We start from the raw sequence: 14,375 nt of genomic DNA, 5'->3' as shown, positions 1-14,375 counted from the left end.
TCCCGCAGACCCGGCTTACTGGGCCGAGACGGGGCGCGCCTGCGGCGCCATCTGCTGCCGCTCGACCTGACGGTCGCGAGCGTTGGCGCGGTGGCGGCCGATGGCGCAGCCGGCCGCGGCGCCGACGAGGCCGTGATGGCCGGCGTAGTGACCCGCGATGCCGCCGACGATGGCGCCCTTGATGCAGCCCTTCGCCTCGGCGCCGCCCGCAGCGGCCAGGGTGGTGAGGGCCACGGCGGCCCCGACGAGCATGCGCTTCATGATGTGTGCTCCCTGAGGAATCTCGGCCGTTGGGCCGGTTGCAGCAGGAACAGCGACGCTCCCGAGTCGTTCCAGCATCCTAGCGCAGCTCACGAGACCGTGCGCGGCGACGGTGGCGCGACGCGACCGCAGATGCCATCTGCCCCCCGATGGATGCTCCCGCCGCCCTGTTCGACACGCGCCTCGCCCGCCGCCGCCTCGCCCGTGCCGGGCGCCTCGGCTACCCGGGCTTCCTCCTCGACCGCCTCGCCGAGGATCTCGACGACCGGCTCGGCGCAGTCCTGCGCAGCTTCGTCTCGGTTTTCGACCTCGCCACGCCGCGTCCCGTGGCGACCCGGCTGCTCGCCGCCCGCTATCCGGCGGCGCGGCAAGTCCGCCTCGCGGCCCTGCCGGAGCCGGGTGGCGACCTGATCGTCGGAGATCCCGAGGCGCTGCCGCTGGCGACCGGGAGCCTGGACCTCGCCGTGTCGCTGCTGGCCCTCCACGCCGTGAACGACCTCCCCGGCACGCTGATCCAGCTGCGCCGCGCCCTGCGGCCGGACGGGCTGTTCGTCGGCTGCCTGCTCGGCGGCGCGACGCTGACGGAGCTGCGCCAGAGCTTCGCCCAGGCCGAGAGCGAGGTCGAGGGCGGGGTCAGCCCCCGCGTGGCGCCCTTCGCGGCGGTGCGCGAGGCCGGCGGCCTGCTGCAGCGGGCGGGCTTCGCGCTGCCGGTGGCCGATACCGACACGCTGACGGTCCGCTACGCCGACCCGTTCGGCCTGATGCGCGACCTGCGGGCCATGGGCATGACGAACGTGCTCACCGAGCGGCGGCGGACGCCGCTGCGGCGGGCGACGTTGCTGCGCATGGCCGAGATCTACGCCGAGCGGTTCTCGGACCCGGACGGTCGCGTGCGGGCGACCTTCGAGGTGCTGTGGCTCTCGGGCTGGGCGCCGCACGAGACCCAGCAGAAGCCCCTGCGGCCCGGGACCGCGAAGACGCGCCTCGCCGACGCGCTCGGGACCGTCGAACTGAAGCCCGAGGGAGGGAACACGCCATGAAGCTGCCCGGACCGGACCACCCGATCACCGTCGAGCCCGAGTCCCGCCGCGTCCGCGTCGTCGTGGCGGGCGCCGCGGTCGCCGAGACCCGGAACGCCCTGCGGCTGCAGGAGGCTCAATACCCACCGGTCTTCTACGTGCCGCGAAGCGACATCCGCGCCGATTGTTTCGTCGCCTCGGCGCGGACGAGCCACTGCCCGTACAAGGGCGACGCCCACTATTTCGACCTCGTCGTCGACGGCGATCGGCGCCCCGACGCGGTCTGGAGCTACGGCGACCCGTACCCGGCCGTCGCGGCAATCCGCGACCACGTGGCTTTCTACCCGGACCGGGTCGACGCCATCGTGCTGGAGGACTGAGCCGGCCGCGCGTCCGGTTCAGTCGCGCACGAGGCTCCAGAACCCGTGCTTGCGGCCGTGCGCCCGCCGCAGAGCAGCGCGGTAGGCCTGTGGATCCGGATCGACGTCGCCGGTCGCGATGCGCCCCGCCAGGGCGTCGAGCTCCGCGAGGTAGCGCGCGCCGTGCGGGTAAGCGGCGCTGCGGCCGGTCTCGAGGATCGAGTCGAGGAGCCGGCGATACAGGATCGTCGCGGCCTGGGGGTGATCCTGCGCCAGCGCCTCGGCGACCGGCGCCAGCACCGCGTACTGGTCGCCCTGCCAGGTCTCAGGCCGCGCGACGACCAGCGCGGCCGCACGGCGCAGATCCGGCCAGGCCGCCAGGAAGGCGAGCGCCCGGTGCGGCTGCGGGAAGGCCTCGGCGTGGTCGAGGGCGCGCCGGAGCGCCTCCTCGTCCTCGAAATCCGGAAGCTTGGCGAGGAAGGTGCGCAGCATCGGCGCGTCGAGCTCGCGCTCGAACCGCCTCCAGCGCAGGGCCTGCGCCTCATCGCCCCGGCCGAGCGCGTCGAGGATCTCGATCTCCAGCGCCTGCCGTTCCCGCTCGGGTCCGCGCAGGTCGAAGCCGGCGATCAGGTCGGCCCGCGTGGCGATGCGCAGGCCCGGGTCCTGCATGCGCCGGATCCAGTCCAGCGCCTCGGTGGCGCGCCCGGCGTCGAGGAGCCGCCGGGCAATCGCGACGCGGTTCTCCCGCCCCGGCAAGGTCGCCCGCTCCAGGGCGATGAAGGTGTCGGTGTCGCCGCGCCGGTCGGCGACGGCCTGGCGCAGGCGCAGGATCTGGATCCGGGCCGCCTGCCGGTGATGGGTCGCGTCGCGGCGGGGATCCCCACCCTGCGGCAGGGCCGCCTCGGCGGCGGCGAGCCTGTCGTCGATCTCGGCGAGGGCTTGCTCGGGCAGCGCCGGGATCATGTCGCCGAGGACGGTTCCGAGGGGGCCGAACGGATCCGCCGCGAACGGCTCGACGAGGCGCGCCGCTACCCGGGCGGCGTCCTCCGGCGGCAGGGCGCCGGCGATCTCCACGAACGCCGCGGCGGCGCGGTCGAACACGCCCTGCACGGCGCCGGTGCTGTCGTCCACGCGGTTCAGGACCGCGTCGGCGCCGTCGAGAAAGCGCCGGAGCCGGTCGAGCGCGGCCCCCGGATCGAGGGGCCGCAGCTCGTTGAGGATCACCGTCACGGTCGTGTTGAGGTCGGCCGCGAAGGTCCGGCGCTTCTGCCAGTCGATGTAGCCCTGGGCGCCCTCGAGGGCCGTCAGCCGCCGGTCGACGATCGCCGCGACGGCCTCGGGGCCCTGGAGCGAGGCGAGCGCGGCGCTCACCAGCTTCTTGAAGGCCGGGTTGCGCCCGGTCTCGCCGAGGATCAGCGCGATCAGCCGGTCCGGGCCGAGCGCCGCCAGCGTCTCCGGCGACGGGGTCGTCCGCCGTGCGCCCTTCGGCAGGGCGGGCGCCCTGCGACCGGCCGGCGCCGCGGCCGGGGTCACGCGCCGCGCACGCGCCACGAGATTTCCCGCCGTTGCGGACGATCGCGCATGTCCGTCCCGTCCGCCGCGGCTACTCCACGACCCGGGCGCGGGGCCGGTCGCTGCCCTGCGCCGTCTCGTCGTGCCAGCCGCCGGCCTGATCCTGATAGCGGATCCCCTCGGTCGACCCGGGGACCTGCTGCTCCGCCGCCGCGGCCTGCGCCGCCTGCAGCGCTTCCTCGCGGCTCGGGAACGTCTCGGAGAACACGTCGCCGACCTTATAGGCGAATCCGCCGTCGTGCTCGACGATGCGATAGGTAATCTCGGACATCACGCCTCCTGTACGCGCCCTCATCGTTGACCGCGAACCCGCCGGACGCGCCTGGGTTCCAGGCGACGGGGACTCGGCCTCCGATCCGCCGGAAAGTGGCCCTAACCCGGCTCGGTCCCGGCACGCAGACGACGACGATGCAGCTTCGCCCGATCCTCGCCCTCGCCCTTCTCCTGGTCGCCCGACCCGCGAGCGCCGAGGAGGGCTTCCTCGACAAGCTGTTCGGCGGCTCCGGGCGCGGGGCGCCGCCGAACCCCTTCGCGTCGAACTATCCCTCGGCGCCGCCGACCGCGGAGGAGGCGCGCGCCGCCCGGGAGCGGCGCTCGGTCCGCGGCGAGCGCGGTTCGCCGGCCGGTCCCCTGCCCCCGGGGCGCATCCCGGAGGAGTGAGGCGCCTCAGGCATTCCCGACGACGCCGGCCTCGTCCTGCGCCTGCAGCACGTCCGGGCGCGGCATCGAGATGATGTTGTAGCCGGCATCCACGAAGTGGATCTCGCCGGTGACGCCGCCCGAGAGCGGCGACAGCAGGTAGAGGGCCGAACCGCCGACATCCTCCAGGCTGACCGTGCGCCGCAGGGGCGCGTGCGCCCGCTGGTGGTTGAACATCAGTCGCGCGTCGGCGATCCCGGCCCCGGCCAGCGTCCGCATCGGGCCGGCGGAGAGCGCGTTCACCCGGATCCCGTCCGGGCCCAGGTCGCTCGCCAGGTAGCGCACTGAGGCCTCGAGCGCCGCCTTGGCGACGCCCATGACGTTGTAGTTCGGCATGACCCGGGTCGCGCCGCCGTAGGTCAGGGTCAGCAGCGAGCCGCCCTGGTTCATCCGCTTGGCCGCGCGCTGCGCGATCTCGGTGAACGAGAAGCACGAGATCGTCATCGTGCGCACGAAATTCTCGCGCGTCGTCACGTCGACGTAGCGGCCCTTGAGCTGCGCCTTGTCGGAGAAGCCGATGGCGTGGACCACGAAGTCCAGGCCGCCGTCGAAGCGCGCGTCGAGCGCCTCGAAGGTCGCGTCGACGGAGGCGAGATCCTCGACGTCGCAGGGCAGAACGATGTCCGAATCGAGCTTGGCGGCGAGGGGCGCCACCCGGCGGCCCAGGGCCTCGCCCTGGTACGTGAAGGCCAGTCGCGCGCCCTGGGCGTGCAGCGCCTTGGCGATCCCCCAGGCGATCGAGTGATCGTTCGCGACGCCCATGATCAGGCCGCGCTTGCCCGCCATCAAACCCGTCATGCCGACTCACATCCTGACCGACCACGCCGGACCCGCGAAGCGGGTCCGGACCGCGGTCGCGACCAGCGAACCGCGGCAGGCTGCCTTAACGCGGCTCGCGCCGCGATCCAAACGCGGCACCGAAGACGGCCGGCAAAAAAAAGCCCCGCCGGCGGGCGGGGCGTTTGTGGCGTCGTGGGCCGGGCTCAGAAATGCCCGTCCGTGTGGGAATCCGCTTCTTCCAACGCGGCCTGCTTCGCGTAGATCGCCGCGACACCGGCGATCATGAGGCCGCCCAATGTTCCGAAGATGAAAGTCCCCATCGCCACCACCAGATCTCAACAGCGGGTAAACGCCGGCCCGCGGCCGGCGGTTCCGCGCCGGGCGATCAGGCGTCGATGTGCTTCAGGACCAGGGTGGCGTTGGTGCCGCCGAAGCCGAAGGAATTGGTCAGCACGTGGCCGAGCTGCGCGTTGTCCCGGCGCTGCTGCAGGATCGGCATGTCGGCGAAGGCCGGGTCGAGCGTGTCGATGTGTGCGCTCTCGCAGATGAAGCCGTTGTTCATCATCAGCAGGCTGTAGATCGCCTCCTGCACGCCGGTGGCGCCCAGGGAATGGCCGGTCAGCGACTTGGTGGCCGAGATCGGCGGGCAATCCTCGCCGCGGCCGAACACCTCGCGGATCGCCTCGATCTCCTTGTCGTCGCCGACCGGGGTCGAGGTGGCGTGCGGGTTGATGTAGTCGATCCGCGCGCCCTTCAGCCCGTCCAGCGCCTGGCGCATGCAGCGCACGGCGCCCTCGCCCGACGGCGCGACCATGTCGTGGCCGTCCGAGGTGGCGCCGTAGCCCGCGACCTCGCCGTAGATCCGGGCGCCGCGCGCCTTGGCGTGCTCCAGCTCCTCGAGGACCAGCACGCCGGCGCCGCCCGCGATGACGAACCCGTCGCGGTTGGCGTCGTAGGCGCGGGAGGCACGGGACGGCGTGTCGTTGTACTTCGACGACATGGCGCCCATGGCGTCGAACAGCACCGAGAGCGTCCAGTCGAGATCCTCGCAGCCGCCCGCGAAGATGATGTCCTGCCGGCCGCCCTGGATGATCTCGGCTGCGTTGCCGATGCAGTGATTCGAGGTCGCGCAGGCGGAGGAGATCGAGTAGTTCACGCCGCGGATCTTGAACCACGTCGCGAGCGTCGCCGAGGCGGTCGACGACATCGCCTTCGGCACGGCGAACGGGCCGATGCGCTTGGGACCCTTGTCCCGCGCGATGCCGGCGGCCTCGACGATCACGCGGGTCGAGGGACCGCCCGAGCCCATGATGATGCCGGTGCGCTCGTTCGAGATGTCGCCCTGATCCAGGCCGGCATCCTGGATCGCCTGATCCATGGCGACGTGGTTCCAGGCGGTCCCGCCGCCGTGGAAGCGCATCGCGCGCCGGTCCACCACGCCCTCGGGATCGAGGGTGGGCGCGCCGGAGACCTGGCTGCGGAAGCCGTGCTCGGCGTAGCTGGCGTCGCGCGCGATGCCCGAGCGGGCCTCGCGCAGGGAGGCGAGCACCTCCTGCGTGTTGTTGCCGATGGACGAGACGATGCCCATCCCGGTGATGACGACACGGCGCATGATGGTGACACTACCTCCGTCGCGGTCCCGGTCGCCCGGGCCGCGTCACGGTCAGCTAAGGTGACGCGGACACAATCTCAACCGCCGAGACCGCCCGGCGTTGCGGCCAAGCCGCGAACCGGACGCGCGACGGCTGCGGCTCAGCTCTGGAACAGGCCGACCCGCATGTCCTGGACCTGATAGACGCGCTCGCCGTCGGCCTCGAGCCAGCCGTCGCCGATGCCGAGCACGAGCTTGCCCTGCCGGACCCGCTTCACGTCGACATTGTAGACGACCTTCTTGATCGTCGGCAGCACCTGGCCGGCGAGCTTCACCTCGCCGACGCCCAGGGCGCGCCCGCGGCCCGGCGAGCCGAGCCAGCCGAGATGGAAGCCCAGCATCTGCCAGAGGGCGTCGAGGCCGAGGCAGCCCGGCATCACCGGGTCGCCCTGGAAATGGCAGGGGAAGAACCAGAGGTCCGGCCGGATGTCGAGCTCGGCCGTCACGTGCCCCCTGCCGTGGGCGCCGCCCTCGGTCCCGATGGACGTGATCCGGTCGAACATCAGCATCGGCGGCAGCGGCAACTGCGCGTTGCCGGATCCGAAGAGTTCGCCGCGCCCGCAGGCCAGAAGATCCTCGTAGGAATAGTGCGACCGGCGGTTCGCACCCTGCGCTTGTGTCTCGGCGTCTGGCGGCATTGCGTTGGCTGTTTCCTCGGATGTGCGCGATCTTCGCGTCGCGGGCGACTATACTCGGCCCATCGGCTGGCGCGCGGGTTAGCACGGGGCGCCGCGCCTTCAAAGCCTGCAGCCGCGGGTATGCGGCAACGCTCGGGTTGCGACTGTCCGACCACTTCAATATACTGAGGAGACATCCGTTCCTTCAGGCCCCTCGTCGAGCGTTCAGTCCAGCGATGTCCGAACCGGTGCCATTCCAGGCCGTCTTCAACGGCCGGGTCCCCGCCCCCCAGTTGGAGGCCAACGGGACTCCGCGCCGCGGCTGTCCGCTGTCCGACCTGCGCGACCGTCTGCGTCGGGCCGGCCTGCGCCCGACGCGGCAGCGCCTGTCCCTGGGCTGGCTGCTCTTCGGCCGCGGTGACCGCCACCTGACGGCGGAGATGCTGTACGACGAGGCGATGCGCGCCAAGGTGCCGGTCTCGCTGGCGACCGTCTACAACACGCTGCACCAGTTCACCGAGGCCGGGCTCCTGCGCCAGCTCGCGCTCGACGGGTCGAAGGCCTATTTCGACACGAACCCGACCGAGCACCACCATTTCTACCTGGAGGACGAGAGCCAGGTGATCGACATGCCGGATTGCGGCATCACGGTCGATTCGCTGCCCGAGGCGCCCGAGGGCATGGAGATCGCCGGGGTCGAGGTGATCGTGCGCCTGCGCCGCAGCCGTCCGGCGGGCCGCCGCCAGGGCTGAGGCCCGGGTCCAACGCAGTACGCGAGCGACGCGAGGCCCGGCATCGTCCGGGCCTTCGCTTTTTCGGGCTGCCGGCGTGCCGGGAGCAGGCGCGCCGCCGCCCGGAATGACGGACGGGCGCCGTCGGGGCGCCCGGACCTCTATTCCACGACCTCGTTCGGGTAGACGCCCCAAAGGCGATTCTGGCGAATGTAGCCGTCGACGTCCCGCTTGTTCGGCAGCGCGACGATCATGCGGCACCACGTGCCGGTGCAGCTCTTGACGCTGCCGATCACGCCGGTCTGGAGCTTGGCCTCGTCGTCGGCGCCGTCGTCGGCCTTGGCCCGCAGCGACACGGCCGCCTTCTCGACACCCTTGTCGGGGCCGGCATTCACGATGGCGGTGCGGCGCCCGGACAGCAGCGAGTGCAGCACCCAGCCCTCGGTGCCCTCCGAATCGCGGATCCTGCGCCAGGTTTCGAACTCGCCCACGATCTCGACCGGCAGGCCGGCCCGCTGGAACACCCAGAGCGTCCTGTGATCCTTCGAGGGGCCTTCGCGGAGGTTGACGCGATCGGTCTTCAGGCTCGCGTAGCGCGGCAGCGGCAGCTTGGTCACCGGCCCGACCCCGGCCTCGGGGCCGGTCGGCGGCGCCGCGCGGGCACCGGTCGCGAGGCCGCCGGCCAGCACCGCCGCGACGGCGAGGCTGAGGCATGACACGCGCATGGTCGTCTCCCTATCCAGACGTGGCGTTGCTGGGCGCCGGACATGTCGAAAGCGGGGCCGGTTCGACACGCGGACCGGCCCGCATCCGATTGTGTTCCGGCCCACCTCTGGTAGAGAGGCCGATGGGTCGGAACGGGCTCCGGAACCGGCGCCCCGTGACCGATCCTGTCTGGCCGAGTTCGGTTAACGGACGCTTGCGGGACGCGGTCCGGGCGGGAGCCACCGGGCGCGAGCCGCGATCAAGGCCGCTGGGCTGACGGGGAGAGAGACGTGTCGAAGCGCAAGCCGCTGGTGGTCGTGACGCGGCGCCTGCCGGATGCCGTCGAGACGCGGATGCGCGAGCTGTTCGACGTCCGGCTCAATTCCGAGGACGCGCCGATGGCGCCGGACGCGATGGCGTCGGCCCTGCGCGAGGCCGACGTGCTCGTCCCCACCGTGACCGACGAGATCGATGCCGGGCTGATCGCCCAGGCCGGCCCGAACCTCCGCCTGATCGCCAATTTCGGCAACGGCGTCGATCACATCGACGTGGCAGCGGCACTGGAGCGCGGCATCACGGTCACCAACACGCCCGGCGTGCTGACCGAGGACACCGCCGACATGACGATGGCGCTGATCCTCGCGGTCGCCCGCCGGGTCACCGAGGGCGCGCGGATCATCCCGGACGACGAGTGGACCACCGGCTGGTCGCCGACCTGGATGCTCGGCCGGCGCATCACCGGCAAGCGCCTCGGCATCGTCGGCATGGGCCGGATCGGCCAGGCGCTGGCCAAGCGCGCCCGCGCCTTCGGACTGCAGGTGCACTACCACAACCGCCGCCGGGTGCCGGCCGCCATCGAGAGCGCGCTGGACGCGACTTACTGGGAATCCCTCGACCAAATGCTGGCGCGCGTCGACATCGTGTCGGTGAACTGCCCGCACACGCCCGCCACCTACCATCTGCTCTCGGCCCGGCGCCTCAAGCTGCTCAAGCCCGAGGCGATCGTGGTCAACACGGCCCGCGGCGAGGTGATCGACGAGAACGCCCTGGCGCGCCTGATCGAGGGCGGGGAGGTCTCGGCGGCCGGCCTCGACGTGTTCGAGCAGGAGCCCGCCGTCAGCCCGCGCCTCGTCAAGCTCGCCCGCCAGGGCAAGGTCGTCCTCCTGCCCCACATGGGCTCGGCGACCTACGAGAGCCGCACCGACATGGGCGAGAAGGTCATCATCAACATCAAGACCTTCATGGACGGACACCGGCCGCCGGACCGCATCCTGCCGAGCATGCTCTGAGCGGCGGACACTGAGCAGCGGACGGCGGCGCCTCACAGGGCGTCGCCGGCCACCGCCTGGGGCTTGGACATGCCCTGCACACCCTGGAAGAGCCGCTCGCTGGTCAGCTTGAGGAAGTAGAACCCGAATTCGGGGTTCTGGTAGTAGAGCTGCTTCACGTCCGAGTAGGACACGCACAGCGCGTGTCCCGCCTCGACGCAGACCAGCGAGGCGGTGCGGGCGTTGCCGGGCGACAGGAGCCCGAGCTCGCCGACGATCCCCCCCTGGCGCACCTCGAGGTCGACCTCCGGGATCCGGAACACGCCGCTCTCGATGTAGTACATCTCGGTGGCGAGATCCCCCTTGCGGAACACCACCTCGCCGATGCCGAACGGGCGTCGGGAGCCGAAGGGACGGAGCCATTCCAGGGACAGGTCGTTCTCGGCGGCCGTCTCCACGTCCCGCACGAGGCGCAGCATCTGCCAGAGCCGGTAGGCGTTGAACGGCATCTGGATCAATTCGGTCAGCACCACCGGCATGCTGCCGATCATGATGCCGTAGGTGATCACGGCGCAGCTCGCGCAGAGCGAGATGATCCGCAGCGGGATCATCGTGCTCATGGCCGTCGCCGTGATGGTCAGCGCCGTCCCGAGATAGCCGATGCCCTCGACCCAATCCATCGCCGCCCCCTGTCGCGTTTCGGCCGGGGGATGCCTGTCTTGTCCGGCTGCGGCAAGCGTTCCGGCAGGTTCCGCGCCGCGCGCGCTTCAGCCTGTGCCCGCCCGGATACGCTCGCCGGCGCCCGTCTGTACGACGGCGGACACGGCCTCGGCGGCCCGGACGCCTTCCGCGTAGGCGCCCCCGACCGTGCCCCACTGCTCCCGGGACAGCGCCTCGCCGGCGAACCAGACGGTGTCGGCGACGGCGGCGCGGAGGGCCTGTCGCGCCGGCGCATGGCCCGGCGGGACCACGGCCCACGAGCCGCGCGACCACCGGTCGTGGCGCCACGCACTCACCGCGGGGATCGTCAGGTCGCGCAGCCGCGCCCGGCCGAAATGCTCGCCCAGGACCGCGCGGACATGGCGGCGCACGCCGTCCGCACCGGATCCTGCCGCGTCGATCGCCGCCGCCTCGTGCAGGTCGAGTTCGTAGTAGTGGAACGGCGTGTCGTCGATGCGGGTGAGGAGGCCCGGCGGGGCGCGCCGCCCGCCGTGGATCGCGGCGAGCCGGTCGCGGCCGCGGAACGGGCTCGACGGCCAGTGCAGCACCGCGTGCTCGTAGATGCCGGTGGTGAAGCCGTCGATGGCGGCGCGCACCGCATTCGGCAGCGGCGGCGTGAAGGCCGGCCCGTCCCGGAGCACCATCATCGGCACCGTCACGATGACCGCGCGGGCGGCGTAGACGGTCCCGTCGGCGCCGGTCGCGCGGACGCGGCCGCCCGACCAGTCGATCCGGGTCACCGGCGTCGCGAGCGCCACCGGCAGGCCGTCCGCCAGGCGGGCGACGTAGCTGCCGTAGCCGTCGGCCAGGAAGTAGTTGTCGCCGTACTCCATGCTGGGGAAGTCGTGGAGCGAGACCGCCTGCAGCGGCCGGCCCGAGACGAGGCCGTGGACCTGCGCGACCCGGCCGCCCCAGGCGCCGAGGCCGGCCGGCAGGGCGCTGGCGGCCGGCCGGTCGGGGCCCGGTCGCGCGGCGCCGCGGGTCATGGCGCGGTCCGCGCGGTCGAAGGCGCGCGCGTTGGCCCGAACGTCGTCGGCGCGGCCCGGCCGACCCCCGACCCAGACATGGCTCTCCTGCGCGGCCCGGCGGAGCCGCTCGCCGCGCGCCCGGCCAAGCGCCACGAGGGGATTGATCGGCCCGGCATGGAGCCAGTGGGCACCGAGATCGAGGGCGTGGCCGCGGAGGGCCACCGTCACGGCCCGGCCTCCGACGCGGTCCCGCGCCTCCAGGACCGCGACGGGCACGCCCCGGGCCGCGAGGGTGCGGGCCGCGCCGATGCCGGCGGCGCCCGCGCCGATCACCAGCACGTCGGGCTTCTCGGGTAGAGGCGCGAGGCGCGGCCTGTAGGTGGGCCGGACGACCGGGTCGCTCCACCGGTGATCGAGCGCCCGCGGCGCCGAGACCTGTCCTGTCGTGTCCTGCACGCGTGCTCCCCGCACCCTGCCGCCCCTGCGACGGAGCCCGATCTTGCACCGGTCGCCGCACCGCTCCACAACGCGCCAGCGCCGCTTCCGGCGCAGGCCGGAATTCTCGCCCGATGCTCGTCGAGTCCGCCGCGGCGGCTTTGCGCCAGACCTTCTCGCCGCCGCTGCGCGCGATCCTGTGGAAGTCCCTCGGCCTGACGGTCGGGCTCCTGCTCCTGATCTGGCTCGGCCTGACCCGGCTGATCCAGGCCTTCCAGGCGAGCCACCACATCTCCGCCCAGTACCCGATCCTCGACAGCCTCGCCTACTACCTCGCGGGTTTCGGTCTGGTCGTGGCCCTCGCCTACCTGATGCCGGCGGTCTCGATCCTGGTGGCGGGCTTCTTCCTCGACGACGCGGCCGAGATCGTCGAGCGCACCGATTTCCCGAACGAGCCGCCCGGACGCGCCATGCCGTTCGGGACCGCCATGCTCTACGCCCTGCGCTTCGCCGGTGTGACGCTGCTGGTGAACCTCGCGGCCCTGGCGATCTTCTTCGTTCCCGTCATCGGGATCGCGGCTTTCTTCGCCGCCAACGCCTACCTGCTGTCCCGCGAGTACTTCGAGATGGCGGCGGCCCGGTTCCGCCCCCTTCCCGAGGCCGCCGAGATGCGCCGCGCCTTCTCGGTCCGGACGCTCGGCGCCGGTTGCCTGCTGGCCGGCCTGATGATCGTCCCGGTTCTCAACCTGCTGACGCCCCTCTTCGGCATCGCCCTGATGGTCCACCTGCACAAGCGCCTCAGCCGGCGCCTGCTGGTGGCCGGGCCAGCGCGTTAGGCCGGCGCGCCGATGCGGCCAATGCACACGCTGGCCGGCCGGCCCGCCGGGCGCTACCCTCACCGTGACCTGGCCGGATGTCCGGGGCGGAGAGCCGATCGATGAAGGCGCACGACGCGGGCTCGGACGTCCCTCCGCCGCCCGGCAAGGCCCCGTTCCTGCTGGTCGGCCTCGCCGGACTCGGCCTGCTCGCCTGGGGTGCCTACGGTCACTGGCAGCGCGACGTGGAGGCGACCGCGACGCTGGAGCGGATCAAGACCCTCGTGCCGCAGGTGCGCACCGTGGCCGCCGCGCGGGCCGAGGGCCCCATCGATCTTGTGCTTCCCGGCGAGATCCAGGCCTTCACCACGGCGGCGATCGCCGCGCGCGCCACCGGCTACATCGCGGAGCGCCGGGTCGATATCGGATCCCGGGTCAAGGCGGGCGACCTCCTTCTGCGCATCGCCGCACCGGATCTCGACCAGCAGCTCGCGCAGGCCGAGGCGCAGGTCGGCCAGCTGAAGGCGCAGCTGCTCCAGGCGCAGGCGCAGGTCGAGCAGGCCCGCGCGAACGTGAACCTCGCCAACCTCACCAACAACCGCACCAGCACCCTGGCCGTGCAGGGCTGGGCCTCGCGGCAGAACGCCGACAACACCAAGGCGGGCGTGCTGAGCCAAGCCGCCGCGCTCGCCGCCGCCGAGGCCGGCGTGAAGGTCGCCACCGCCAACATCAAGGCGCAGGAGGCCGTGGTCGACCGCCTGAAGGCACTCACCGCCTTCGAGCGTGTCGTGGCGCCATTCGACGGGGTCGTGACCGTGCGCAACGTCGATGTCGGCGACCTCGTCCGCGCCGACAACGGGGGCACGCCGCTGCTAACCTTAGATCAGGACAGCCTGCTGCGCATCACCGTCAACGTGCCGCAGAAGGATGCCGTCGGCGTCAAACCCGGGGTGCGGGCCGAGATCACCGTGCCGCAGATGCCGGGGCGGCGCTTCGAAGGCTACGTGGAGCGCAGCTCCGTCGCGCTGAACGCGGCGTCGCGCACGCTGACCACCCAGGTGGACGTCCCCAACGCTGACCGGGCGCTGCGGGCCGGGCTGTACGCCTACGTCACCCTCAAGATCCCCCGAGCGGAGCCCGGGGTGTCGATCCCCGCCGAGGCGACGGTGTTCGACGGCAACGACCTCAGGGTCGCCACCCTCAGCGACGACGACCGGGTGACGTGGCGGACGATCCGCGTGCGGCGCGATCTCGGGCGCACGCTGGAGCTCGACTCGGGGCTACCCGCCGACAGCCGGATCATCTACAGCCCCGCCCCGGATCTGCGGGACGGCCAGTCCGTCGAGCCCCTGAAGTCACCGCCTCCGCCCGGGCCGCTCCGCTCGGCTCAGCGGTGAACGCGGGAGACGCTCGACCGCGGGAATCATTCGAGCGCGGGAATCATTCGGGCGCGCCGGCCGCGGACCGCGTCGCGACGGCGGGCCGGCGCGCGGATACGGCCTCTGAGCTGTCGGAAACCGGTCGGTATATCGGTGCCGAGCTGGCGACATGAGCATCGCGCCGGTCGGATCCGTTGCTCAAATGCGCGCCACTCGTAATGAAAGGTCGCGTTCAATCGACGGGATCCGCTCGCCGGCACAAGCGCGGTGCCGAAGATTTCACCGATCGTGCGGTCGACTGTGCACGATCCGCCGAGTGCTCCGTGACGGTCGCGCGCAGCTGATCCGTGATCTGAGACAAGCCAGCTAATTGCCTCTTAACAACTGACATTTATC

General features: G+C 72.1%; 16 protein-coding genes. 7 read left to right on the top strand and 9 right to left on the bottom strand.

Features of this window, described 5'->3' with window-relative positions; all coding sequences use genetic code 11:
- Positions 1–15: 15 nt before the first annotated feature.
- On the bottom strand, positions 16–261 hold the full coding sequence (locus ACX9MN_RS11740; protein ID WP_020092126.1) for a hypothetical protein: 246 nt from the start codon (positions 259–261) through the stop codon (positions 16–18).
- 149 nt (positions 262–410) lie between these two features.
- Between ACX9MN_RS11740 and ACX9MN_RS11735 the strand changes: the two genes are divergently transcribed.
- Positions 411–1,301 (top strand): methyltransferase domain-containing protein, encoded by an 891-nt coding sequence (locus tag ACX9MN_RS11735; protein ID WP_489724472.1) that lies wholly within the window; start codon positions 411–413, stop codon positions 1,299–1,301.
- Positions 1,298–1,660 carry a DUF427 domain-containing protein gene (locus ACX9MN_RS11730; RefSeq protein ID WP_056528925.1) on the top strand — a complete coding sequence of 121 codons (363 nt, stop codon included), beginning with the start codon at positions 1,298–1,300 and terminating at the stop codon, positions 1,658–1,660. The genes ACX9MN_RS11735 and ACX9MN_RS11730 overlap by 4 nt, the downstream gene beginning before the upstream one ends.
- 18 nt (positions 1,661–1,678) lie before the next feature.
- Here the strand turns inward: ACX9MN_RS11730 and ACX9MN_RS11725 are convergent, their stop codons facing one another.
- A complete protein-coding gene (locus ACX9MN_RS11725; protein WP_489724471.1) occupies positions 1,679–3,190 on the bottom strand; it encodes a DUF6880 family protein in 1,512 nt (503 codons plus the stop codon).
- 52 nt (positions 3,191–3,242) lie between these two features.
- Positions 3,243–3,482, bottom strand: coding sequence for a hypothetical protein (locus tag ACX9MN_RS11720; protein WP_331299077.1), 240 nt, complete (start codon positions 3,480–3,482; stop codon positions 3,243–3,245).
- Positions 3,483–3,619: 137 nt separating this feature from the next.
- Between ACX9MN_RS11720 and ACX9MN_RS11715 the strand changes: the two genes are divergently transcribed.
- Positions 3,620–3,871, top strand: coding sequence for a hypothetical protein (locus ACX9MN_RS11715; RefSeq protein ID WP_042672450.1), 252 nt, complete (start codon positions 3,620–3,622; stop codon positions 3,869–3,871).
- Between the two features lie 6 nt (positions 3,872–3,877).
- Here ACX9MN_RS11715 and fabI read toward each other — a convergent pair whose 3' ends face one another.
- The 3 genes from fabI to fabA all read right to left on the bottom strand — a co-directional run bounded on the left by fabI (position 3,878) and on the right by fabA (position 6,979).
- A complete protein-coding gene (gene fabI, locus ACX9MN_RS11710) occupies positions 3,878–4,708 on the bottom strand; it encodes an enoyl-ACP reductase FabI (RefSeq protein WP_489724470.1) in 831 nt (276 codons plus the stop codon).
- A 367-nt stretch (positions 4,709–5,075) separates the two neighbouring features.
- Positions 5,076–6,302, bottom strand: coding sequence for a beta-ketoacyl-ACP synthase I (gene fabB, locus ACX9MN_RS11705; RefSeq protein WP_489724469.1), 1,227 nt, complete (start codon positions 6,300–6,302; stop codon positions 5,076–5,078).
- A 140-nt stretch (positions 6,303–6,442) separates the two neighbouring features.
- Complete coding sequence (gene fabA, locus ACX9MN_RS11700; RefSeq protein ID WP_489724468.1) at positions 6,443–6,979, bottom strand: 3-hydroxyacyl-[acyl-carrier-protein] dehydratase FabA; 537 nt, start codon at positions 6,977–6,979, stop codon at positions 6,443–6,445.
- Positions 6,980–7,194: 215 nt separating this feature from the next.
- Here fabA and irr point away from each other — a divergent pair, with 215 nt between their 5' ends.
- A complete protein-coding gene (gene irr / locus ACX9MN_RS11695) occupies positions 7,195–7,710 on the top strand; it encodes a Fur family transcriptional regulator Irr (protein ID WP_012319639.1) in 516 nt (171 codons plus the stop codon).
- A 140-nt stretch (positions 7,711–7,850) separates the two neighbouring features.
- Here the strand turns inward: irr and ACX9MN_RS11690 are convergent, their stop codons facing one another.
- The gene (locus tag ACX9MN_RS11690; protein WP_020092117.1) at positions 7,851–8,414 is read right to left on the bottom strand and encodes an SH3 domain-containing protein; all 564 of its coding nucleotides are present in this window, start codon (positions 8,412–8,414) and stop codon (positions 7,851–7,853) included.
- A gap of 270 nt (positions 8,415–8,684) precedes the next feature.
- On the opposite strand from ACX9MN_RS11690, the gene ACX9MN_RS11685 reads away from it, so the two are divergent.
- A complete protein-coding gene (locus tag ACX9MN_RS11685) occupies positions 8,685–9,683 on the top strand; it encodes a 2-hydroxyacid dehydrogenase (RefSeq protein ID WP_020092116.1) in 999 nt (332 codons plus the stop codon).
- Between the two features lie 32 nt (positions 9,684–9,715).
- On the opposite strand, the gene ACX9MN_RS11680 is transcribed toward ACX9MN_RS11685, so the two are convergent.
- Positions 9,716–10,342 carry a Crp/Fnr family transcriptional regulator gene (locus ACX9MN_RS11680; RefSeq protein WP_056528908.1) on the bottom strand — a complete coding sequence of 209 codons (627 nt, stop codon included), beginning with the start codon at positions 10,340–10,342 and terminating at the stop codon, positions 9,716–9,718.
- 87 nt (positions 10,343–10,429) lie between these two features.
- Positions 10,430–11,689, bottom strand: a complete 1,260-nt coding sequence (locus ACX9MN_RS11675; protein ID WP_489725224.1) for a flavin monoamine oxidase family protein — start codon at positions 11,687–11,689, stop codon at positions 10,430–10,432.
- A 230-nt stretch (positions 11,690–11,919) separates the two neighbouring features.
- Here ACX9MN_RS11675 and ACX9MN_RS11670 point away from each other — a divergent pair, with 230 nt between their 5' ends.
- Entirely contained in the window at positions 11,920–12,621 is a 702-nt protein-coding gene (locus ACX9MN_RS11670; RefSeq protein WP_489724467.1) for a sulfate transporter family protein, read from the top strand.
- Positions 12,622–12,722: 101 nt separating this feature from the next.
- Positions 12,723–13,997 (top strand): efflux RND transporter periplasmic adaptor subunit, encoded by a 1,275-nt coding sequence (locus tag ACX9MN_RS11665; protein WP_489724466.1) that lies wholly within the window; start codon positions 12,723–12,725, stop codon positions 13,995–13,997.
- The last annotated feature ends 378 nt before the right edge of the window (positions 13,998–14,375 follow it).

Source organism: Methylobacterium sp. 1A (assembly GCF_058072805.1).
Note: the sequence above shows the minus strand (reverse complement) of the source record. Positions and strands in the feature narration are given on the sequence as shown.

Coding starts and splice junctions, on each gene's coding strand:
- ACX9MN_RS11730 (WP_056528925.1), top strand. CDS start 1,298: ATGAAGCTGCCCGGACCGGACCACCCGATCACCGTCGAGCCCGAGTCC.
- ACX9MN_RS11715 (WP_042672450.1), top strand. CDS start 3,620: ATGCAGCTTCGCCCGATCCTCGCCCTCGCCCTTCTCCTGGTCGCCCGA.
- ACX9MN_RS11690 (WP_020092117.1), bottom strand. CDS start 8,414: ATGCGCGTGTCATGCCTCAGCCTCGCCGTCGCGGCGGTGCTGGCCGGC.
- fabB (WP_489724469.1), bottom strand. CDS start 6,302: ATGCGCCGTGTCGTCATCACCGGGATGGGCATCGTCTCGTCCATCGGC.
- ACX9MN_RS11740 (WP_020092126.1), bottom strand. CDS start 261: ATGAAGCGCATGCTCGTCGGGGCCGCCGTGGCCCTCACCACCCTGGCC.
- ACX9MN_RS11720 (WP_331299077.1), bottom strand. CDS start 3,482: ATGTCCGAGATTACCTATCGCATCGTCGAGCACGACGGCGGATTCGCC.
- fabA (WP_489724468.1), bottom strand. CDS start 6,979: ATGCCGCCAGACGCCGAGACACAAGCGCAGGGTGCGAACCGCCGGTCG.
- irr (WP_012319639.1), top strand. CDS start 7,195: ATGTCCGAACCGGTGCCATTCCAGGCCGTCTTCAACGGCCGGGTCCCC.
- ACX9MN_RS11735 (WP_489724472.1), top strand. CDS start 411: ATGGATGCTCCCGCCGCCCTGTTCGACACGCGCCTCGCCCGCCGCCGC.
- ACX9MN_RS11680 (WP_056528908.1), bottom strand. CDS start 10,342: ATGGATTGGGTCGAGGGCATCGGCTATCTCGGGACGGCGCTGACCATC.
- ACX9MN_RS11665 (WP_489724466.1), top strand. CDS start 12,723: ATGAAGGCGCACGACGCGGGCTCGGACGTCCCTCCGCCGCCCGGCAAG.
- fabI (WP_489724470.1), bottom strand. CDS start 4,708: ATGACGGGTTTGATGGCGGGCAAGCGCGGCCTGATCATGGGCGTCGCG.
- ACX9MN_RS11670 (WP_489724467.1), top strand. CDS start 11,920: ATGCTCGTCGAGTCCGCCGCGGCGGCTTTGCGCCAGACCTTCTCGCCG.